Origin of the sequence: Nocardia sp. CDC159 (assembly GCF_023740735.1) — a bacterium.
Lineage (GTDB): Bacteria > Actinomycetota > Actinomycetes > Mycobacteriales > Mycobacteriaceae > Nocardia > Nocardia pulmonis.
On the sequence record NZ_JAMRXH010000011.1, the window covers coordinates 135,866 to 152,067 of the forward strand.

Here is a 16,202-nt window from a genome sequence, read left to right on the forward strand (position 1 = left end):
CGGATGTCCACTCTTTTTATCTGCGCTTAATAACGATCGCCATGCGTATAACTCGCTCCCGCAACCTTTCCCGCGTGAACAGGAACGATGGCCGGGTGCGACGAAGATCACACCCCTACCCGCAGGATCCCGCTGAGGGTCCCCTGCAGGATGTCCCCCTCGCGGGTGATCAGCGGCGCCATCTGCAACGGATCCTCCGCCAGCGTGCCGGGCAGCGGACTGCGCGACACCACCCGTCCGGTCCCCGGATCGACGACGGTGAACTCGAAACCGTCCAGCGGCGTGGTGTGCGCCGGGCCGACCCGGGCGGCGGTGTAGATCAGATCGTCGGCGGCCGACAGGATCGGCACCGCGGAACTGCGCACGTCGTTGTCCCATACGGTGTGGCAGCCGTCGGCATCCAGATCCACCCGGGTCATCCCACCGGTGAACGCGGCCGTCGGCGGTGCAGCCGGTCCCGCGTCCTCCGGCACGGCCGGATAGGGGTAGCCGTACGTGCTCGCGACCACCACCGTGCGCCCCAGGCCGATCGGCGCGTTCTCGCTGCCCGGCCCACCCCGGCCGAGCACCGGCCGCGAGCACACCGGATCGCCCGTGCCCGAGCGGAACACCAACAGCCGCACCGCCTCGTCGGCATTGTCGACGATCGCGACGTAGTCGGCCCCGGTCTCGGGCCCGAAGTAGACCGGCGTGGACCCGGTCCCCCAGCTCAGCTGGCCCGGTTTGCGCGCCGGGCCGCGGTCGTAGGGCGCCCGCCAGCGAATGTGCGGACGGCCCGCCACGGTCTCCAGCTCGTAGAGCGCGAAAGTCGTTGCGACCGCGACCCTTCCGTTCGGCGTGGCCGAGATGCTGTTGGCCACCTGCTCGCCCGCGGGCAGCGGCACACTCGACACCGCACCGCCCGGATCGACCCGCCCCACCACCGCGCGCGCGGTCGCGAACCACACCGCCCCGGTCGAATCCGGCACCAGCCCCACCACACTGTCCCCCTCCGGCACCGCGCCGGACAGATCCACCGATTCGTCGATCCGCAGCCGCCAGCCCCCGGCGGCATCGCGCTCGTGCGCGATGCGCAACAGCTGCCGTCGGCCGTCCACCACCACGAGCCGATCGCGGTGATCCAGATAGGCATATACGCCACCGAGCAGTCCGCCCTTGGCCAGCGGCAATGCCGCCTGTACGAATCCGGGCGCGGCGGGATCGATGAGGTGAACGGTCGGAAGCCGCCCGGGAATCGCGGTGCACAGGGCCACCACCAGACCGTCGGCCCCCTGCAGCAACGTCGGGCAGGCCGCGGCGAGCGGATATACCGACGCCGTGACCGGGCGCGCCCCGGGACCGGCCAGCGGAGTGGCATCGGAGTTGCCCGCATCGCCGTGCATGGTGGCCGAACCCAGCGGTCCCAGAAAGGGATTGGGCGCGGCGAACGGACCCCAGGGCGGAGCCGCGGCGGCCGAGGGAGCCAGTGCCAGCACACCTACCGCGGCGATCGAAAGGGCGGCGCGCATCCGGCGGAGGCGAAGTTGGACAGCCGATCTGGAGAACACCCCGCGATCCTGCCGCGCCGCACGCGATCGCACATCCATCGGAATGACGTATCGCTCAGCACAGTTCACACCATTGACACGGTTTTCCCGAACCTCTGGCACCCGGCCGGACGAACGGCGAAGATAGCCGCGTGCGCACGAAATTCTCCTCGGAACTCGTCGCGCTGACCCGAGAGCTGGGCCGGTTGGCGGGTTTGGCGCACGAGGCGACCGAGCGGGTGGCGGTCGCGGTGACCGACGCCGATCTCACCGCCGCCTACGAGGTCTTCGCCCTCGACGAGCGGCTACAGGAAACCTACGGCGCCTGCGAGAACCGCGCGGTGATCCTGCTCGCCCTGGAGGCGCCGGTCGCCCGTGATCTGCGCCATGTGGTGAGTGCCATTCAGATCACCGAGGAGCTCTCCCGCCTGGGCTGGCTCACCAGCCGCATCGCCGACAGCGTGGTCCGCCGCTATCCCCAGCCCGTCGCACCGCCCGAGCTCATCGCCGAACTCGGCGAGATCGGCCGCCGCACAACGGAACTGGCGGCGCGGACGGTCGCGGCGATCGGTGTCGATCAGCCCACTGGCGAGGCGGAGCCGGTCGCCTCCGATCCGGCCCTGCACGCCGCCTGTCAGCAGGTACTGCAATCGCTCGCGGCCCCGGACTGGCCACACGGCAGCGCCATGGCCGTCGACCTCGCCCTGCTCGTTCATCACTACGAGCGTTGCGCCGATCGCTGCGTGCGGATCGGCCGCCTGATCCGTTTCCTCCACACCGGAATTCCGCTTTCGGCACAGATCAGCCCGGATTCGACACCGGCGTGAGTCCGCCGACCCGGAGCGGGGGCGCATACACACCAGAGGTAAATGCCCGAAGTTTGCTGAATATTTGCTAACCTCCACAGGCTCGGCCGATAGACCACGTGGTTCCCCTCAACCCACCGGGAGGACGCATGCGAGTCGAGATCTTGCCGATTGCGCTGCTGGCCGCCGTCGCGCTCACCGCGTCGGCCTGCGGCAGTTCCTCCCCCAATCCCCTGGGCCTCACCCCGACCCCGGAGACGGCCGCGTCCGATGCGGCACAGCACGATCGCGCGGCACAGCCGGGCCGTACGGACTGCGGCCAGGACGACGCCGGATATCAGTTCTACGCGCTCACCGCCCGCGGCCCCGCGGCCTGCGCCCACGCCCGCGCCGCCCTCGACGCCCTGGACGCCCTGGACGCCGCCCTGAGCCGGGGCGGTGACCAACCGGCCGACCTGCTGATAACCATCGAATCCGTGCCGTGGACCTGTCGCTCCTACGAGAACGAGATCCCCCCGTACCGCGAATGCGTCAACCAGCAGGATCCCTTCGAGAAGGCCCAGCGCCGCCTGCCCCGCACTCCGATCAGCGCCCCCGGTGAACCCCAGGTCGTGTCCATCGCCTGCGGTCCCGCCGACAACGGCCTGACCGTGCACGCCATCACCGGCTACGACGACGCGGCCTGCGCCACCGCCGTCCCCGTCGCCAACGCCTATCTGCGCAAGGCCGAACAGGAGCGGGACCCGATCATCACCGTCCGGGTCAACGGCGTGAACTGGGATTGCCAAGAGCGCCAAGGCAATCCGAATCCGATGCGGGAATGCGTGAACGGAACGACGCCCACCGAGAAGCTGCGCCTGGGTTCCTGATTCGGCACCGAAACGACGAGGCGCCGCAGATCCGAAAAGATCCGCGGCGCCTCGGCTACTGTGGGCGAAGGGGGACTTGAACCCCCACGTCCCGAAGGACACTGGCACCTGAAGCCAGCGCGTCTGCCATTCCGCCACTCGCCCGAGCGACTGGAAGACCGTATCACGCGCCTTACGCCGAAATGAAATCGGCTGGTCAGGGGCTCGATCGGGGTAAAGGAACTCGACGGGCTCGCCGAGAGTTACAGGTGTGGAGGATCGTGGATATCATGCAATCACCGTGTCCGTTCGACGACACGCCCATTTGGCGTGTCGCGGAATGGTGACAGGCGAGACGCGCACCGAAGGGAGGCCGAAATGGGCATCGTGTCGCGCTTCGAACGCCGCCTGCAGGGTGCCGTCGGTGACGCCTTCGCCCGCGTCTTCGGTGGCAGCGTCGTACCGCAGGAGGTAGAGGCGGCGCTGCAGCGTGAGGCGACCGATCAGGTCACCGAGCTCGACGGCGGACATCTGCTGGCTCCCAACAGCTATGTGATCACCATCAACCCCTCGGACCTGCAGCGACTCGATGCAGACCACGAGCTCACCACCCGTGCCTTCGCCAAACATTTGCAGGACTACATCCGCGACCAGGGATGGCAGACCTACGGCGAAGTACACGTCGAGTTCGAGGCATCCCCTACGCTGCACACCGGAATGTTCAGGACGCGTGGCCGGGTGGACCCGGACGTGGGCCGCGCAGATACTGGACGACCCCGACAACGAACCGCACACCCGCAACCAGGAGCTGGCCCCATGACGCAGAACTCAGGCTACGACCCCAGCCGTGAGCCCGCGGAGTCCGATCCACGCAACCGCGGGTACGCACCGCCGCCCGCGGGCCGTGGCCCGCAGGGTGGCTATCGCGACGATTACGGCCGCGGTGGGCAGTACCCGGGTGCAGCGGACTATGCCGCGCCGGAGTCGCAGCACGGCTACGACTACCAGAACGGCTACGACTACCAGCAGGGTGGCGCGGGGTACGGCCAGCAGGGCTACGACCAGGGCGGCTACGGTCAACAGGGTTATGCCGATCAGGCCTACGGCCAGCAGGGCTACGCCGAACAGGGCTACCCCCAGGCCTACGAGCAGGGCGGCTACGCCGACCAGGGCTACGGTCAGCAGGGTTACGCCGAACAGGGTTACGCCGACCAGGGCTACGGCCAGCAGGGCTACGCGCAGACTCCCGGCGGGTACGACCAGGGCTATCAGCAGGGCCAGGGGTATCAGGCGCCCGGCGGCTACGAGCAGGGCTACGCCGACCCGGCCTACGGACAGCAGGGTTACACCGAACCGGGCTATGCCGAACCGGGCTACGGCCAGCAGGCCGGGTACGCCCAGGCACAGCAGCAGCCGCCGCGCAGCGGTTCGGGCTATTCGGCCACCCTGCAGCTCGACGACGGCAGCGGCCGCACCTATCAGCTGCGCGAGGGCAGCAACATCATCGGCCGCGGCCAGGACGCGCATTTCCGGCTGCCCGACACAGGCGTGTCCCGTCGCCATATCGAGGTGCGCTGGGACGGTCAGGTGGCGATGCTGTCGGATCTCGGATCGACCAACGGAACGCTGGTCAACGGCTCTCCGGTACAGGATTGGCAGCTCGCCGACGGCGACGTCATCCGCGCCGGACATTCGGAGATCCTGATCCGGATCGTCTGATCCCGTAAGCTCGCGCGTGCAGGTCACGGGACGGCCTTCCGGTTTCGTCGGCCGTATCGTGCTCGCAACCGGTCGTCGGTCCTATGATGCTGCCAATATCGCTCGGCAGCCGGGCCGTGCTGACCAGCACGCCGGTTGGGGGCCGAACCGTACCTACGGCACCGGTCGAACAGGAGGTGGAACGCCGTGCAGGGACTGATCCTGCAATTGACCCGTGCGGGGTTCCTGCTGCTCTTGTGGCTGTTCGTATGGGCGGTGCTCCGCACCCTGCGAAGCGACATCTACGCGGCATCCGGCATCCGGATCCAGCCCCGGGCCGCGCGCGGTTCCGCGGTGCTGCCATCCTTCAGCCGTGGCCAGAAGGGCGCCAAATATCTAGTGGTGACTCAGGGTTCACTCGCCGGCACTCGCATCACGCTCGGCACCCAGCCGGTGCTCATCGGGCGTGCTGACGACTCCACGCTGGTGCTCACCGATGACTACGCCTCGACCCGGCACGCGCGGTTGTCCCCACGGGGCGACGACTGGTACGTCGAGGATCTGGGCTCCACCAACGGGACCTATCTCGATCGAGTGAAGGTCACCACCCCGGTCCGAGTTCCGCTCGGTACCCCAGTCCGTGTCGGCAAGACAGTGATCGAGCTGCGATCGTGACACTTGTTCTCCGCTACGCAGCGCGCAGCGACCGCGGTCTCGTCCGAGCCAACAACGAGGACTCCGTCTACGCCGGCGCCCGCCTGCTCGCACTCGCCGACGGCATGGGCGGCCATGCCGCCGGCGAAGTCGCGTCGCAGTTGATGATCGCCGCGCTCGCCCATCTCGACGACGACGAACCCGGCGACGATCTGCTCGGCAAGCTCGATCGCGCGGTGCGCGAGGGCAATGCGGCCATCGCCGATCAGGTCGAGGAGGAGCCCGAGCTCGACGGGATGGGCACCACGCTCACCGCGATCCTGTTCGCGGGCAAGAAACTCGGCCTCGCCCATATCGGCGACTCTCGCGCCTATCTGCTGCGGGGGGGCGAGCTGACCCAGATCACCCGCGACGACACCTTCGTGCAGTCGCTGGTCGACGAGGGCCGCATCACGCCCGAGCAGGCGCACACCCATCCGCAGCGCTCGCTGATCATGCGGGCGTTGACCGGCAACGAGATCGAGCCGACGCTCATCGTGCGCGAGGCCCGCGCGGCCGACCGCTACCTGCTCTGCTCGGACGGGCTGTCCGATGTGGTGAGCGACGAGACCATCGCCAACACCCTGCGCGAGGGCAGCACCGACGAGGCGGCCGATCGGCTCATCGAGCTCGCGCTACGCAGCGGCGGCCCGGACAATGTCACCGTCGTGGTCGCCGATGTCATCGATCTCGATTACGGCCAGAGCCATCCGATCGTGGCCGGTGCCGCGTCCGGCGAGGACGAGGACACCCCGCCGCCCAATACCGCCGCCGGGCGGGCCGCGGCCATGCGCCCGCCGCGCGCGACCCCGCGCCGCGCCGCGGTCGCCCCGGAGCCGCCCGAACCCCGCAAGGGCCACAAGCTGCGCTGGATCACGCTGTCGCTGGCGCTCGTCGGCGCCGTCGCGGTCGGACTCGTGGTCGGCTACAAGATGATCCGCAGCAACTACTACGTGGGCGCCGACAACGGCAATGTCGTGGTCATGCGCGGGCTGCCCGGATCGGTGCTGGGCTATTCGATCCGCGATGTGGATCAGGTGGCCTGCGTCAGCCGCGAGGGCAAGCTGACCCTCATGCGCCCGGGCGCGGGCTTCCCGAGCGGCTGCCGCCAGCTGCAGGTCACCGATCTGCGCCAGACCGGCCGGGACAAGGTCGAGAAAGGCCTGCCCCCGGGCGGTTTCGACGATGCGCACCGTCAGCTCGAAACCCTCACCAGCACCGAACTGCTGCCCGTCTGCACCCCGCCGGTACCGCCGGTCATCATCACCCCGCCCCCCGCCGCACCGGGCGAGAATCCATCCGCCTCGGCGCCCGCGCCCTCCCCGCAGAACCCGGCCCCGACGAACAACACCGCCCAGCAACCGGTTCCGACGACGCCGTCGCCGGCCCCTCAGACGCCGGGGGAGAACTGCAGGAAGGCGGACTGATGTCCGCACCGGCGCCGCCGTCCGCTGGGGCATTTCCCAGTCCACCCGGCGGGTTCGCACCCGCGCCACCGCCCTCGAACCGGCGCAACGTGGAACTGTTGCTGCTGGGTTCGGCGGTGATCATCACCACGGTCGCACTGGTGCTGGTGGAGGCCAACCAGGATCCGGAAATCTCCTGGGATCTGGCCAAATTGGCGGTGACCTATCTGGCGCTGTTCGCGGTCGCGCATCTGGCGATCCGGCGGTTCGCACCCTTCGCCGACCCGCTGCTGCTGCCGATCGTGGCGGTGCTCAACGGGCTCGGGCTGGTGCTGATCCACCGGCTGGACCTGGCCGACGAGCAGTCCGCGATCTACAACTCCTGGCCGCTGCCCAGTGCCGACGCCAACGACCAGGTGCTGTGGACCGCGTTGGGCATCGCGCTGTTCATCGCGGTGCTCATCCTGCTGCGCGACTACCGCACCCTGGCCCGCTACAACTACACACTCGGCCTGCTGGGCCTGGTCGCACTGCTGGTGCCCGCCCTGCTGCCCGCCCGGTTCTCCGAGACCAACGGCGCCAAGATCTGGATCCGATTACCGGGATTCAGCGTGCAGCCGGGCGAATTCGCCAAGATCCTGCTGATCGTCTTCTTCGCGGCCGTGCTGGTGTCCAAGCGGGATCTGTTCACCGCGGCGGGGAAGCATGTCTTCGGGCTGGAGCTGCCGCGCGCCCGCGATCTCGGGCCGATCGTGGCGGTGTGGATCGTCTGCATCGGCGTGCTGGTGTTCGAGAAGGATCTGGGCACCTCGTTGCTGATCTTCGCGACCGTGCTGGCGCTGCTCTACATCGCGACCGAGCGGGTGGGCTGGCTGGTGGTCGGCGCGACGCTGCTGGCGATCGGATTCGTCTTCGCCTACAACGCCTTCGGCCATGTCCGGGTGCGCGTGTCGACCTGGCTGCACCCGTTCGCCGACTACAACAACACCGGCTATCAGATCTCGCAGTCGCTGTTCGGACTGGCGACCGGTGGGCTGGCGGGTACCGGACTCGGCAGCGGACGACCCTCCCAGGTGCCGTTCGCGAAGACCGATTTCATCATCGCCACCATCGGTGAGGAACTTGGCCTGATCGGGCTCACCGCGGTGTTGATCCTGTTCACCATGCTGGTGATGCGCGGGCTGCGCACCGCGCTGGCGGTGCGCGACAGCTTCGGCAAGTTGCTCGCGGCCGGTCTGTCGGTCACCCTGGCGATTCAGGTGTTCGTGGTCGTCGGCGGAGTTACCAAGCTGATTCCGCTGACGGGTCTGACCACTCCGTTCGTGTCCTATGGAGGCTCCTCACTGCTGGCCAACTACGCACTGCTGGCGCTGCTCGTCAAGATCTCCGACGCCGCCCGCGCGCCCGCGCCGACCCGCAGACGGGAACCGGCGCCGATCGCGGATGCGCGGACGGAGTTGATCCGCGGCGTGAAGGGGGAAACGGCATGAACACACCGCTACGCCGCGTCGCCATGGCCGTCATGTTCATGATCGTCGCGCTCCTGCTCAACGCCACCTACGTCCAAGTCATCAAGGCCGACAGCCTGCGCAACGATCCGCGCAATTCGCGCGTGCTGCTCGACGAGTACTCCCGCCAGCGCGGCCAGATCTCCGCGGGCGGCACGGTGCTGGCCAGTTCGGTCGCCACCGACGACCGCTACAAGTACCTGCGCACCTATCCGACCGATCCGGCGGCATACGCACCGGTGACCGGCTTCTACTCCATGCAGTACGGCAGCACCGGACTCGAGCGGGCCGAGGATTCGGTGCTCAACGGCTCCGACAGCCAGCTGTTCGGCCGCCGATTGATCGATCTGGTGTCGGGTCGCGATCCGCGCGGCGGCAATGTGGTCACCACGATCAACCCGATGATGCAGAAGGTCGCCTACGAGCAGCTCACCAGCAAGGGCTACACCGGCTCCGTGGTGGCCGTCGAGCCGAGCACCGGCCGCATCCTCACCATGGTCTCCACCCCGAGCTACGACCCGAACCGGCTGTCCGGCCACGACGGCGCCAAGGGCACCGAGGCGTGGGAGCAGCTCAGCTCCGACAAGACCCAGCCGATGCTCAATCGCGCGGTGTCGCAGACCTATCCGCCCGGCTCGACGTTCAAGGTCGTGGTGGCCGCGGCCGCACTGTCGCAGGGCATCAGGCCCGAGGACCAGTTCACCGCGGCCCCGAACATCACCCCGCCCGGCACCGCCACCCCGCTGGAGAACTACAACGGCACCACCTGCGGCGGCGGCCCGACCGCATCCATGCTCGAGGCCTTCCGGCTGTCCTGCAACACCGCCTTCGCCGAGATCGGCATGAAGGTCGGCGCGGCCAAGCTCAAGGACTACGCGGCCGCCTTCGGCATCGGCACCCATTCGGGCATCCCGATTCCCGTGGCCGACAGCACGGTCGGAACGATTCCCGACACCGCGGCGCTGGCGCAGAGCAGCATCGGCCAGCGCGATGTGGCGCTGACCCCGCTCGACGACGCGATGATCGCCGCGACGGTCGCCAACAACGGCGTGCGCATGGAGCCGCATCTGGTGGATCAGCTGCAGGGCCCCGATCTGAGCGAACTGTCGCGCGCCAAGCCGGTCTCGGTCGGCCAGGCGGTCAGCAGGCAGGTGGCCTCGCAGCTGACGGCCATGATGATCGAATCGGAGAAGCACACCGTCGGGGGCAACGACTCCCGCCCCTATCAGATCGCCTCCAAGACCGGCACGGCCGAACACGGCAGCGATCCGCGCAACACCCCGCCGCACGCCTGGTACCTCGCCTTCGCCCCGGCGCAGGATCCGAAGATCGCGATCGCGGTCATCGTGGAGAACGGCGGCGATCGCGGCACCGCGGCCACCGGCGGCTCCGTCGCCGCACCCATCGCCCGTAAGGTGCTCGACGCCGGAATGCAGGGGGGCTGAACGTCATGAACTCGCTGAAAACCCTACGGGGGCTGCAATGCTGAACAACGGTGCGTTGATCGCGGACCGGTACCGACTGCAACGACTGATCGCCACCGGCGGCATGGGCCAGGTGTGGGAGGCACTCGACACCCGGCTGGACCGGCGCGTCGCGGTGAAGGTGCTCAAGGCCGAATTCTCGGCCGATCCGACGTTCCGCCACCGCTTCCGCACCGAGGCGAAGACCACCGCGCAACTGAATCACCCCGGCATCGCGGGTATCTACGACTACGGCGAGACCATGGACCCGCAGGGCGGCGAGACCGCCTATCTGGTCATGGAATTGGTCCAGGGTGAACCGCTCAACGCGGTGCTCAACCGGCTCGGCCGGTTGTCGGTCGTACAGGGTCTGGACATGCTCGAGCAGACCGGTCGCGCGCTCGAGGTGGCGCACGCCGCGGGCGTGGTGCACCGGGACGTGAAGCCGGGCAACATCCTGGTGACGCCGACCGGTCAGGTGAAGATCACCGACTTCGGCATCGCCAAGGCGGTCGACGCCTCCCCGGTCACCAAGACCGGCATGGTGATGGGCACGGCCCAGTACATCGCGCCCGAGCAGGCCACCGGCGAGGACGCCACCTCGGCCAGTGACGTGTACTCCCTGGGCGTGGTCGGTTACGAGGCGCTGGCCGGACATCGCCCGTTCTCCGGTGACGGCGCGCTGACGGTCGCGATGAAGCATGTCCGCGAGGCGCCGCCGCCGATGCCCGCCGACCTGCCGCCGAATGTGCGTGAGCTCATCGAGATCACGATGACCAAGGATCCGACCCGCCGGTACCGCAGCGGCGGCGAATTCGCCGACGCGGTGGCCGCAGTGCGCTCGGGCCGCCGTCCCCCGCCGCCGCGCGGGGGCGGGCCGCTCTCGTCCACCACCGGGGCCGCGCGGGTGCTGCCGCCCGCGGCCGGTCCGACCGCCGTGCTGCCGCGCGACGACTACTCCCGCTACGCCACCCCCAACCTCGGTGCGCCCCAGGCCCAGCCGACCGGCGCGACCTCGGTCATGCCCGGCGGTCCCCGCACCACACCGCCGCGCGGCGACGATTCGGGCGGCAACGTGCGCAAGGCCCTGGCCGGGCTCGGCGTGGGCGCGGTGGTGCTCGGCGGCCTGGCCGCGTGGGTCCTGTTGAGCGGTAAGCCGCCCGCCTCGACGCCGAATACCACTCCGGTGAACAAGCCACCGGCGATCGTCACCACGACCACCACGCCGCCGCCGACCACGACGACCACCGAGCCGCCGGTCACCACCCGCCCGCTGCCGCCGCCGATCGTCACCACCACCCAACCCCCGACCACGACGACCACCCCGCCGCCGACCACGACGACGACCACCACAACGACCGAACCGCCGACGACCACGCCGAGCAAGACTCGCCCGCCGACGACCACCAAGCCGCCGTTGCTCCCGACAATTCCCGGCATCGGCGGGGTGCACGGTAACTTCAACGACAACGACAGCCGCAGTACTCCGACCCCCGCCTCGCAAGGACTGCCATGACGACCCCGAAGAATCTGTCTTCTCGCTACGAGCTGGGCGAGATCATCGGATTCGGCGGTATGTCCGAGGTCCACAGGGCTCGCGATCTTCGGCTGGGCCGGGATGTGGCGATCAAGGTGCTGCGGGCCGATCTGGCCCGCGACCCCACCTTCTATCTGCGCTTCAAGCGCGAGGCGCAGAACGCGGCCGCGCTGAATCATCCGGCGATCGTGGCGGTCTACGACACCGGCGAGGCGGAGGTCGACGGCGGCCCGCTGCCCTACATCGTGATGGAATACGTCGACGGCGATACGCTGCGCGATATCGTGCGCGGCAAGGGTCCGCTGCCGCCGCGGCGCGCGATGGAGATCATCGCCGATGTCTGTGCCGCACTGGATTTCAGCCACAAGAACGGCATCGTCCATCGGGACATGAAGCCCGCCAACATCATGATCAACCGCCAGGGTGCGGTGAAGGTGATGGACTTCGGCATCGCCCGCGCGATCGCCGACAGCTCCAATCCGATGACCCAGACCGCCGCGGTGATCGGTACGGCCCAATACCTTTCGCCCGAGCAGGCCCGCGGCGAACAGGTCGACGCGCGCTCGGACGTCTATTCGGTCGGCTGCGTACTCTACGAAATCCTCACCGGCGAACCGCCGTTCACCGGCGACTCGCCGATCGCGGTGGCCTATCAGCATGTGCGCGAGGATCCACAGCTGCCCTCGCATGTGCATCCGGGCGTTCCGCGCGAACTGGATTCGGTCATCCTCGAGGCGATGAGCAAGAATCCGGCCAATCGGTACCAGACCGCGGCCGAGATGCGCGCCGATCTGATCCGGGTGCTGGGCGGCCAGAAACCGCAGGCGCCCATGGTCATGACCGAGGAGGACCGCACCACCATCCTCGGCAGCATGGACGCGCCGCCGCGCGGTTACCGTACGGTCGAGCGCGGCGACGACACCGCCGAACAGGAGGCCACCGATCCGGGGGGATCGCGCCGCCCGGTGCTGCTGGGCATCGCCGCCGCGGCGGTGCTGGCCCTGGTGGCGAGTCTGTTCTGGGTGCTCGGTCCGGGCGCGGGCCCCGATCAGGTGAGCATTCCGGATCTGGCCGACAAACCGGCCGCCCAGGCCCAGGACGAGCTGCAGAAGGCGGGCTTTTCCGTCGCCATCCAGCAGAAGGCCGACAGCAAGGTGGCCGTCGGCAACGTGATCTCCTCCCAGCCGCTGGGCGGGTCGCGTGCCCCGAAGGGCAGCACGGTGACGCTGCAGGTGTCCACCGGACCGCAGCCGGTGGTGGTGCCGCCGCTGGCGCAACTCACCCAGCAGCAGGCCGAGCAGGCCCTGAAAACCGAGGGCCTGCTGCTGGATTCGCAGGTGCAGCAGAACTGGTCCAGCATCGAGGACAAGAACAAGGTCATCAGCCAGAATCCGGCGCCCGGATCGAAGATCGACGCGGGCAGCAAGGTCACCATCACCCTCGGCAAGGGGCCGGAGCAGGTGCGGGTGCCCGATGTGGTCGGTCAGCAGATCGATGTGGCGCAGCCGAATCTGGAGAAGTCGGCCGGATTCAAGGTCGTCATCCAGAAGGAGACCTCGTCGCGTCCGGTCGGCGAGGTGCTGGCCACCGATCCGCCCGGCGGCTCGGATGCCGATCGGGGCTCCACCGTCACCGTCCGCGTGGCCACCAGCGACCAGATCACCATGCCCGATCTGCGGGGTCTGACCGCGGCCCAGGCCGTGGACAAGCTGCGCGCCAGCGGCTGGACCGGCGGTCTCGCCCAGATCAACCAGATCAGCCAGGCGACCTTCGATGCGGGCAGCGTCGGCAAGATCCTCAACCAGCAGCCCGCCCCTGGAACCCAGTTTCCCAAGAACGGCACGGTGACCGTCTCGGTCGGCGTGCTGCCGCTCGGCCCGCCGTGATCGGGTAGCCGAAAGCTACAGCCGCAGATGGCGGTTCATCGACATGGCCTCCTCGGCCAGGTCGGACAGCTCGATCACCTCGACGCCGTGTTCGCGCAGCCGCTCCACGCCGACGCAGTTCTCGACGAAGGTGGCCGGTTCGCGCCAGGCGATGACGACGCGCGGGACCGCGGCCGCGAGGATGCGGTCGGTACAGGGACTGCGGTCGGGCGAGGCGCGGCGCGAGCAGGGCTCGAGCGTGCTGTACAGGGTGGCGCGGGCAAGCCGGGGGTCGTCGCCGAGTTTGTTCAGCGCCGATTCCTCGGCGTGCACCCGGTCGTCGGTTTCCCGCGAGAAGCCGTGCGCCAGTTCGACATTGTCGGCGCCGACGATCACCGCGCCCACCGAGAAGGCGGTGGAGCTGCGCGGGCACAACCGGGCCAGGCCGATGGCGTGATGCATCCAGAAGCGGTGGCCGCGCGGCGCTTGCGCGAAACGGCCGGTCACTGTGGGGTTTCCATTCCTCGCCGCCTCCCGTCCCCGGATATCTCCTCCGGTGCGGTCAGATAGCGCAGCAGGGCGATATCGCCGATGCGCGTCACGTCGTCCAATGTCATTCTGCGCCCTGATCCGCCGGGGAAGGCGGCCGGATGCAGAAACCGCGGCGCGGCCGGATCGCCGACCAACACCGGTGCGACGGCCATGAGCAGTTCGTCGGCCAGACCCGCGGAGAGGAATTCGGTGTGCACCAGGCCGCCGCCCTCCACCATCAGCCGCCGCACGCCGCGGGCGCCGAGGTCGTCGAGCAGGGGTGCGAAATCCAGTGCGGCGCCCAGGGACACCACCTCGGCCAGCCCGGCGAGCGGTTCGGCGAGTCGCTCGGCCCCGATGTCGGTGGTGTACACCAGCTTCGCACCGCCGGATCGCCAGAACCGCAGTGCCGGATCGAGTTCACCGGTCGCGGTGACGGTCACCTTGAGCGGATACTCCGGTTTTCCGGCCGCCACCCGTCGTTCCCGGCGCACCGCGCTGTTGACCAGCAGCCGGGGATTGTCGCGCCGCAGGGTCTCCGCCCCGACCAGGATCGCGTCGGAGTCGGCGCGCACGGCGTCCACCCGATCGAAGTCGGCGGCATTGGACAGCAGCAGCCGCTCGGGCGAGGCGTCGTCGAGATATCCGTCGATGCTGACCGCCACCGACAGCACCACATACGGTCGGCTCATGCCTCGATCACATCACGGCGACCTCAGACGAGCGCGGCAACCTCCGCCTCGAGCCGCCGGACGAGTTCCTCGGCCGGACGCTCGCCGCACACCCCGAGCCAATTGGCGAGCATGCGGTGGCCGCCCTGGGTGAGTACGGATTCCGGGTGGAACTGCACACCGTGAATGGGCAGCTCCCGATGCCGCATGGCCATCACGATGCCGCTTTCGGTGCGCCCGATCACCTCGAGCTCGGCGGGCAGCGTCTCCTCGAGCACGGTCAACGAGTGATAGCGGGTGGCGGTGAACGGATCCGGCAGCCCCGCGAGCACACCCGCTTCGGTGTGGAGGACGGAACTGGTCTTGCCGTGTAGCAGTTCCGGGGCGCGGGTCACGGTCGCGCCGAAGGCCGCGCCGATCGCCTGATGTCCCAGGCACACCCCGAGCAGCGGAACGCGCTGGCGGGCACAGGCGTGGACGAGATCGATACTGGCCCCCGCGCGATCGGGGGTGCCGGGGCCGGGACTGATCAACAGGCCGTCGAATTCGGTGACGACCTGGCCCACCTCCGCGAGATTCGGATCGTCGTTGCGCCACACGGTCGCCTCGACGCCCAGCTGGCCCAGATATTGCACCAGGTTGAACACGAAGCTGTCGTAGTTGTCGACGACCAGAACACGCATGGTTCGAGACTACGTTGCCGATCGACACGCCGTCGCGGGGAATACCGGGCGGCCCGGATGACAACGATCCGACCCCCATCCGTCTATGCAGCTGAGATAGCCTTTACCCAGACCGGCCCGCGCCCGCCGGCCCGACCTGTACGCCTAATCCGAGGACGTCATGCCCAAGTCGAAGGTCCGCAAGAAGACCGATTACACGATCAACCCGGCCAGCCGTACTCCCGTGAAGGTGAAGGGCGGCCCGTCGCCGGTCTGGTACGTCGCCATCATGCTCGGTTTCATGCTGGCCGGGCTGGTCTGGCTGCTGGTGTACTACCTGGGCGCCGACCACATTCAGTGGATGAGCGACCTCAACGCCTGGAACTTCCTCATCGGATTCGGCCTGATGGTCATCGGCCTCATCATGACCATGCGGTGGCGCTGAGTCCCGCATCGGGACGTGATGACACGTGTGTCATTCATTCACACTTGTGGATGGTGCTGTGGACAACTCGAGGAGTGATTGGGGACTGTGACCGCAGCCGAACCCGGATCCCGGCTCGAATGGTCCACACCACCGGCCGCGCTGGCCGCGGCGGCGGTGGGCGGCCTTGCCCTGGCTGGAGCCGCTGTGCTCACCGGAGACGGGTCCAGCAGACTGCTGATCGGGCTCGCGGCCGCCCTGCTGCTGGGTCTGGCCGCGCTCGGCGTGCGCCAGCGCCCCCGGCTGACCATCGTGCCGGGCGCCGCACCGCGTCTGATCGTGCGCGGGCTGCTCGGCCCGGCCGAATATCCGCGCGAGAAGATCCTGCGGGCGCGGGTCGTGGGCTTCCGGCGGCTCGGCCGGCGCGTGCCGAATCTGGAGCTCGATGTCGAACACGACGGCGACGACCGGCTGCTCATCTTCGGCCGCTGGGATCTGGGCACGCATCCACAGGACGTGCTCGATGCCATGCGTGAGCACGGGCTGGCGCCGCGCGAGCGGTGA

General features: G+C 68.8%; 15 protein-coding genes and 1 tRNA gene. 11 read left to right on the forward strand and 5 right to left on the reverse strand.

Annotated elements, in window-relative coordinates; all coding sequences use genetic code 11:
• Positions 1–107: 107 nt before the first annotated feature.
• Positions 108–1,508, reverse strand: coding sequence for a hypothetical protein (locus NDR87_RS23615; RefSeq protein WP_251915449.1), 1,401 nt, complete (start codon positions 1,506–1,508; stop codon positions 108–110).
• A 170-nt stretch (positions 1,509–1,678) separates the two neighbouring features.
• On the opposite strand from NDR87_RS23615, the gene NDR87_RS23620 reads away from it, so the two are divergent.
• Positions 1,679–2,353 carry a PhoU domain-containing protein gene (locus tag NDR87_RS23620; protein ID WP_251915451.1) on the forward strand — a complete coding sequence of 225 codons (675 nt, stop codon included), beginning with the start codon at positions 1,679–1,681 and terminating at the stop codon, positions 2,351–2,353.
• A gap of 128 nt (positions 2,354–2,481) precedes the next feature.
• Positions 2,482–3,201: a hypothetical protein gene (locus NDR87_RS23625; protein ID WP_251915453.1), complete on the forward strand. Its 720-nt coding sequence runs from the start codon at positions 2,482–2,484 to the stop codon at positions 3,199–3,201.
• Between the two features lie 61 nt (positions 3,202–3,262).
• On the opposite strand, the gene NDR87_RS23630 is transcribed toward NDR87_RS23625, so the two are convergent.
• A tRNA-Leu gene (locus NDR87_RS23630) sits at positions 3,263–3,345 on the reverse strand.
• A 213-nt stretch (positions 3,346–3,558) separates the two neighbouring features.
• Here NDR87_RS23630 and NDR87_RS23635 point away from each other — a divergent pair.
• The 7 genes from NDR87_RS23635 to pknB all read left to right on the forward strand — a co-directional run bounded on the left by NDR87_RS23635 (position 3,559) and on the right by pknB (position 13,371).
• On the forward strand, positions 3,559–4,899 hold the full coding sequence (locus tag NDR87_RS23635) for a DUF3662 and FHA domain-containing protein (RefSeq protein WP_251915455.1): 1,341 nt from the start codon (positions 3,559–3,561) through the stop codon (positions 4,897–4,899).
• 186 nt (positions 4,900–5,085) lie between these two features.
• Entirely contained in the window at positions 5,086–5,553 is a 468-nt protein-coding gene (locus tag NDR87_RS23640; protein WP_251915457.1) for an FHA domain-containing protein, read from the forward strand.
• Complete coding sequence (locus tag NDR87_RS23645; protein WP_251915459.1) at positions 5,550–6,998, forward strand: PP2C family serine/threonine-protein phosphatase; 1,449 nt, start codon at positions 5,550–5,552, stop codon at positions 6,996–6,998. Before NDR87_RS23640 ends, NDR87_RS23645 begins: the two co-directional genes overlap by 4 nt.
• Positions 6,998–8,467, forward strand: coding sequence for an FtsW/RodA/SpoVE family cell cycle protein (locus tag NDR87_RS23650; RefSeq protein ID WP_251915461.1), 1,470 nt, complete (start codon positions 6,998–7,000; stop codon positions 8,465–8,467). The genes NDR87_RS23645 and NDR87_RS23650 overlap by 1 nt, the downstream gene beginning before the upstream one ends.
• Complete coding sequence (locus NDR87_RS23655) at positions 8,464–9,930, forward strand: penicillin-binding protein 2 (protein WP_251915463.1); 1,467 nt, start codon at positions 8,464–8,466, stop codon at positions 9,928–9,930. Before NDR87_RS23650 ends, NDR87_RS23655 begins: the two co-directional genes overlap by 4 nt.
• 37 nt (positions 9,931–9,967) lie before the next feature.
• A complete protein-coding gene (locus NDR87_RS23660) occupies positions 9,968–11,464 on the forward strand; it encodes a protein kinase (RefSeq protein ID WP_251915466.1) in 1,497 nt (498 codons plus the stop codon).
• Complete coding sequence (gene pknB / locus NDR87_RS23665; RefSeq protein ID WP_251915468.1) at positions 11,461–13,371, forward strand: Stk1 family PASTA domain-containing Ser/Thr kinase; 1,911 nt, start codon at positions 11,461–11,463, stop codon at positions 13,369–13,371. The genes NDR87_RS23660 and pknB overlap by 4 nt, the downstream gene beginning before the upstream one ends.
• A 15-nt stretch (positions 13,372–13,386) precedes the next feature.
• Here pknB and NDR87_RS23670 read toward each other — a convergent pair whose 3' ends face one another.
• Genes NDR87_RS23670 through NDR87_RS23680 form a run of 3 tightly spaced genes read right to left on the reverse strand, consistent with a single transcriptional unit; the run spans position 13,387 to position 15,235 of the window.
• Positions 13,387–13,857, reverse strand: coding sequence for a dCMP deaminase (locus tag NDR87_RS23670; protein WP_251915471.1), 471 nt, complete (start codon positions 13,855–13,857; stop codon positions 13,387–13,389).
• A complete protein-coding gene (locus NDR87_RS23675) occupies positions 13,854–14,573 on the reverse strand; it encodes a dihydrofolate reductase family protein (protein ID WP_251915472.1) in 720 nt (239 codons plus the stop codon). The genes NDR87_RS23670 and NDR87_RS23675 overlap by 4 nt, the downstream gene beginning before the upstream one ends.
• 23 nt (positions 14,574–14,596) lie before the next feature.
• Positions 14,597–15,235, reverse strand: coding sequence for an aminodeoxychorismate/anthranilate synthase component II (locus NDR87_RS23680; RefSeq protein WP_251915474.1), 639 nt, complete (start codon positions 15,233–15,235; stop codon positions 14,597–14,599).
• Positions 15,236–15,395: 160 nt separating this feature from the next.
• On the opposite strand from NDR87_RS23680, the gene crgA reads away from it, so the two are divergent.
• A complete protein-coding gene (gene crgA / locus NDR87_RS23685) occupies positions 15,396–15,659 on the forward strand; it encodes a cell division protein CrgA (RefSeq protein ID WP_251915476.1) in 264 nt (87 codons plus the stop codon).
• Positions 15,660–15,746: 87 nt separating this feature from the next.
• The gene (locus NDR87_RS23690; RefSeq protein WP_251915478.1) at positions 15,747–16,202 is read left to right on the forward strand and encodes a PH domain-containing protein; all 456 of its coding nucleotides are present in this window, start codon (positions 15,747–15,749) and stop codon (positions 16,200–16,202) included.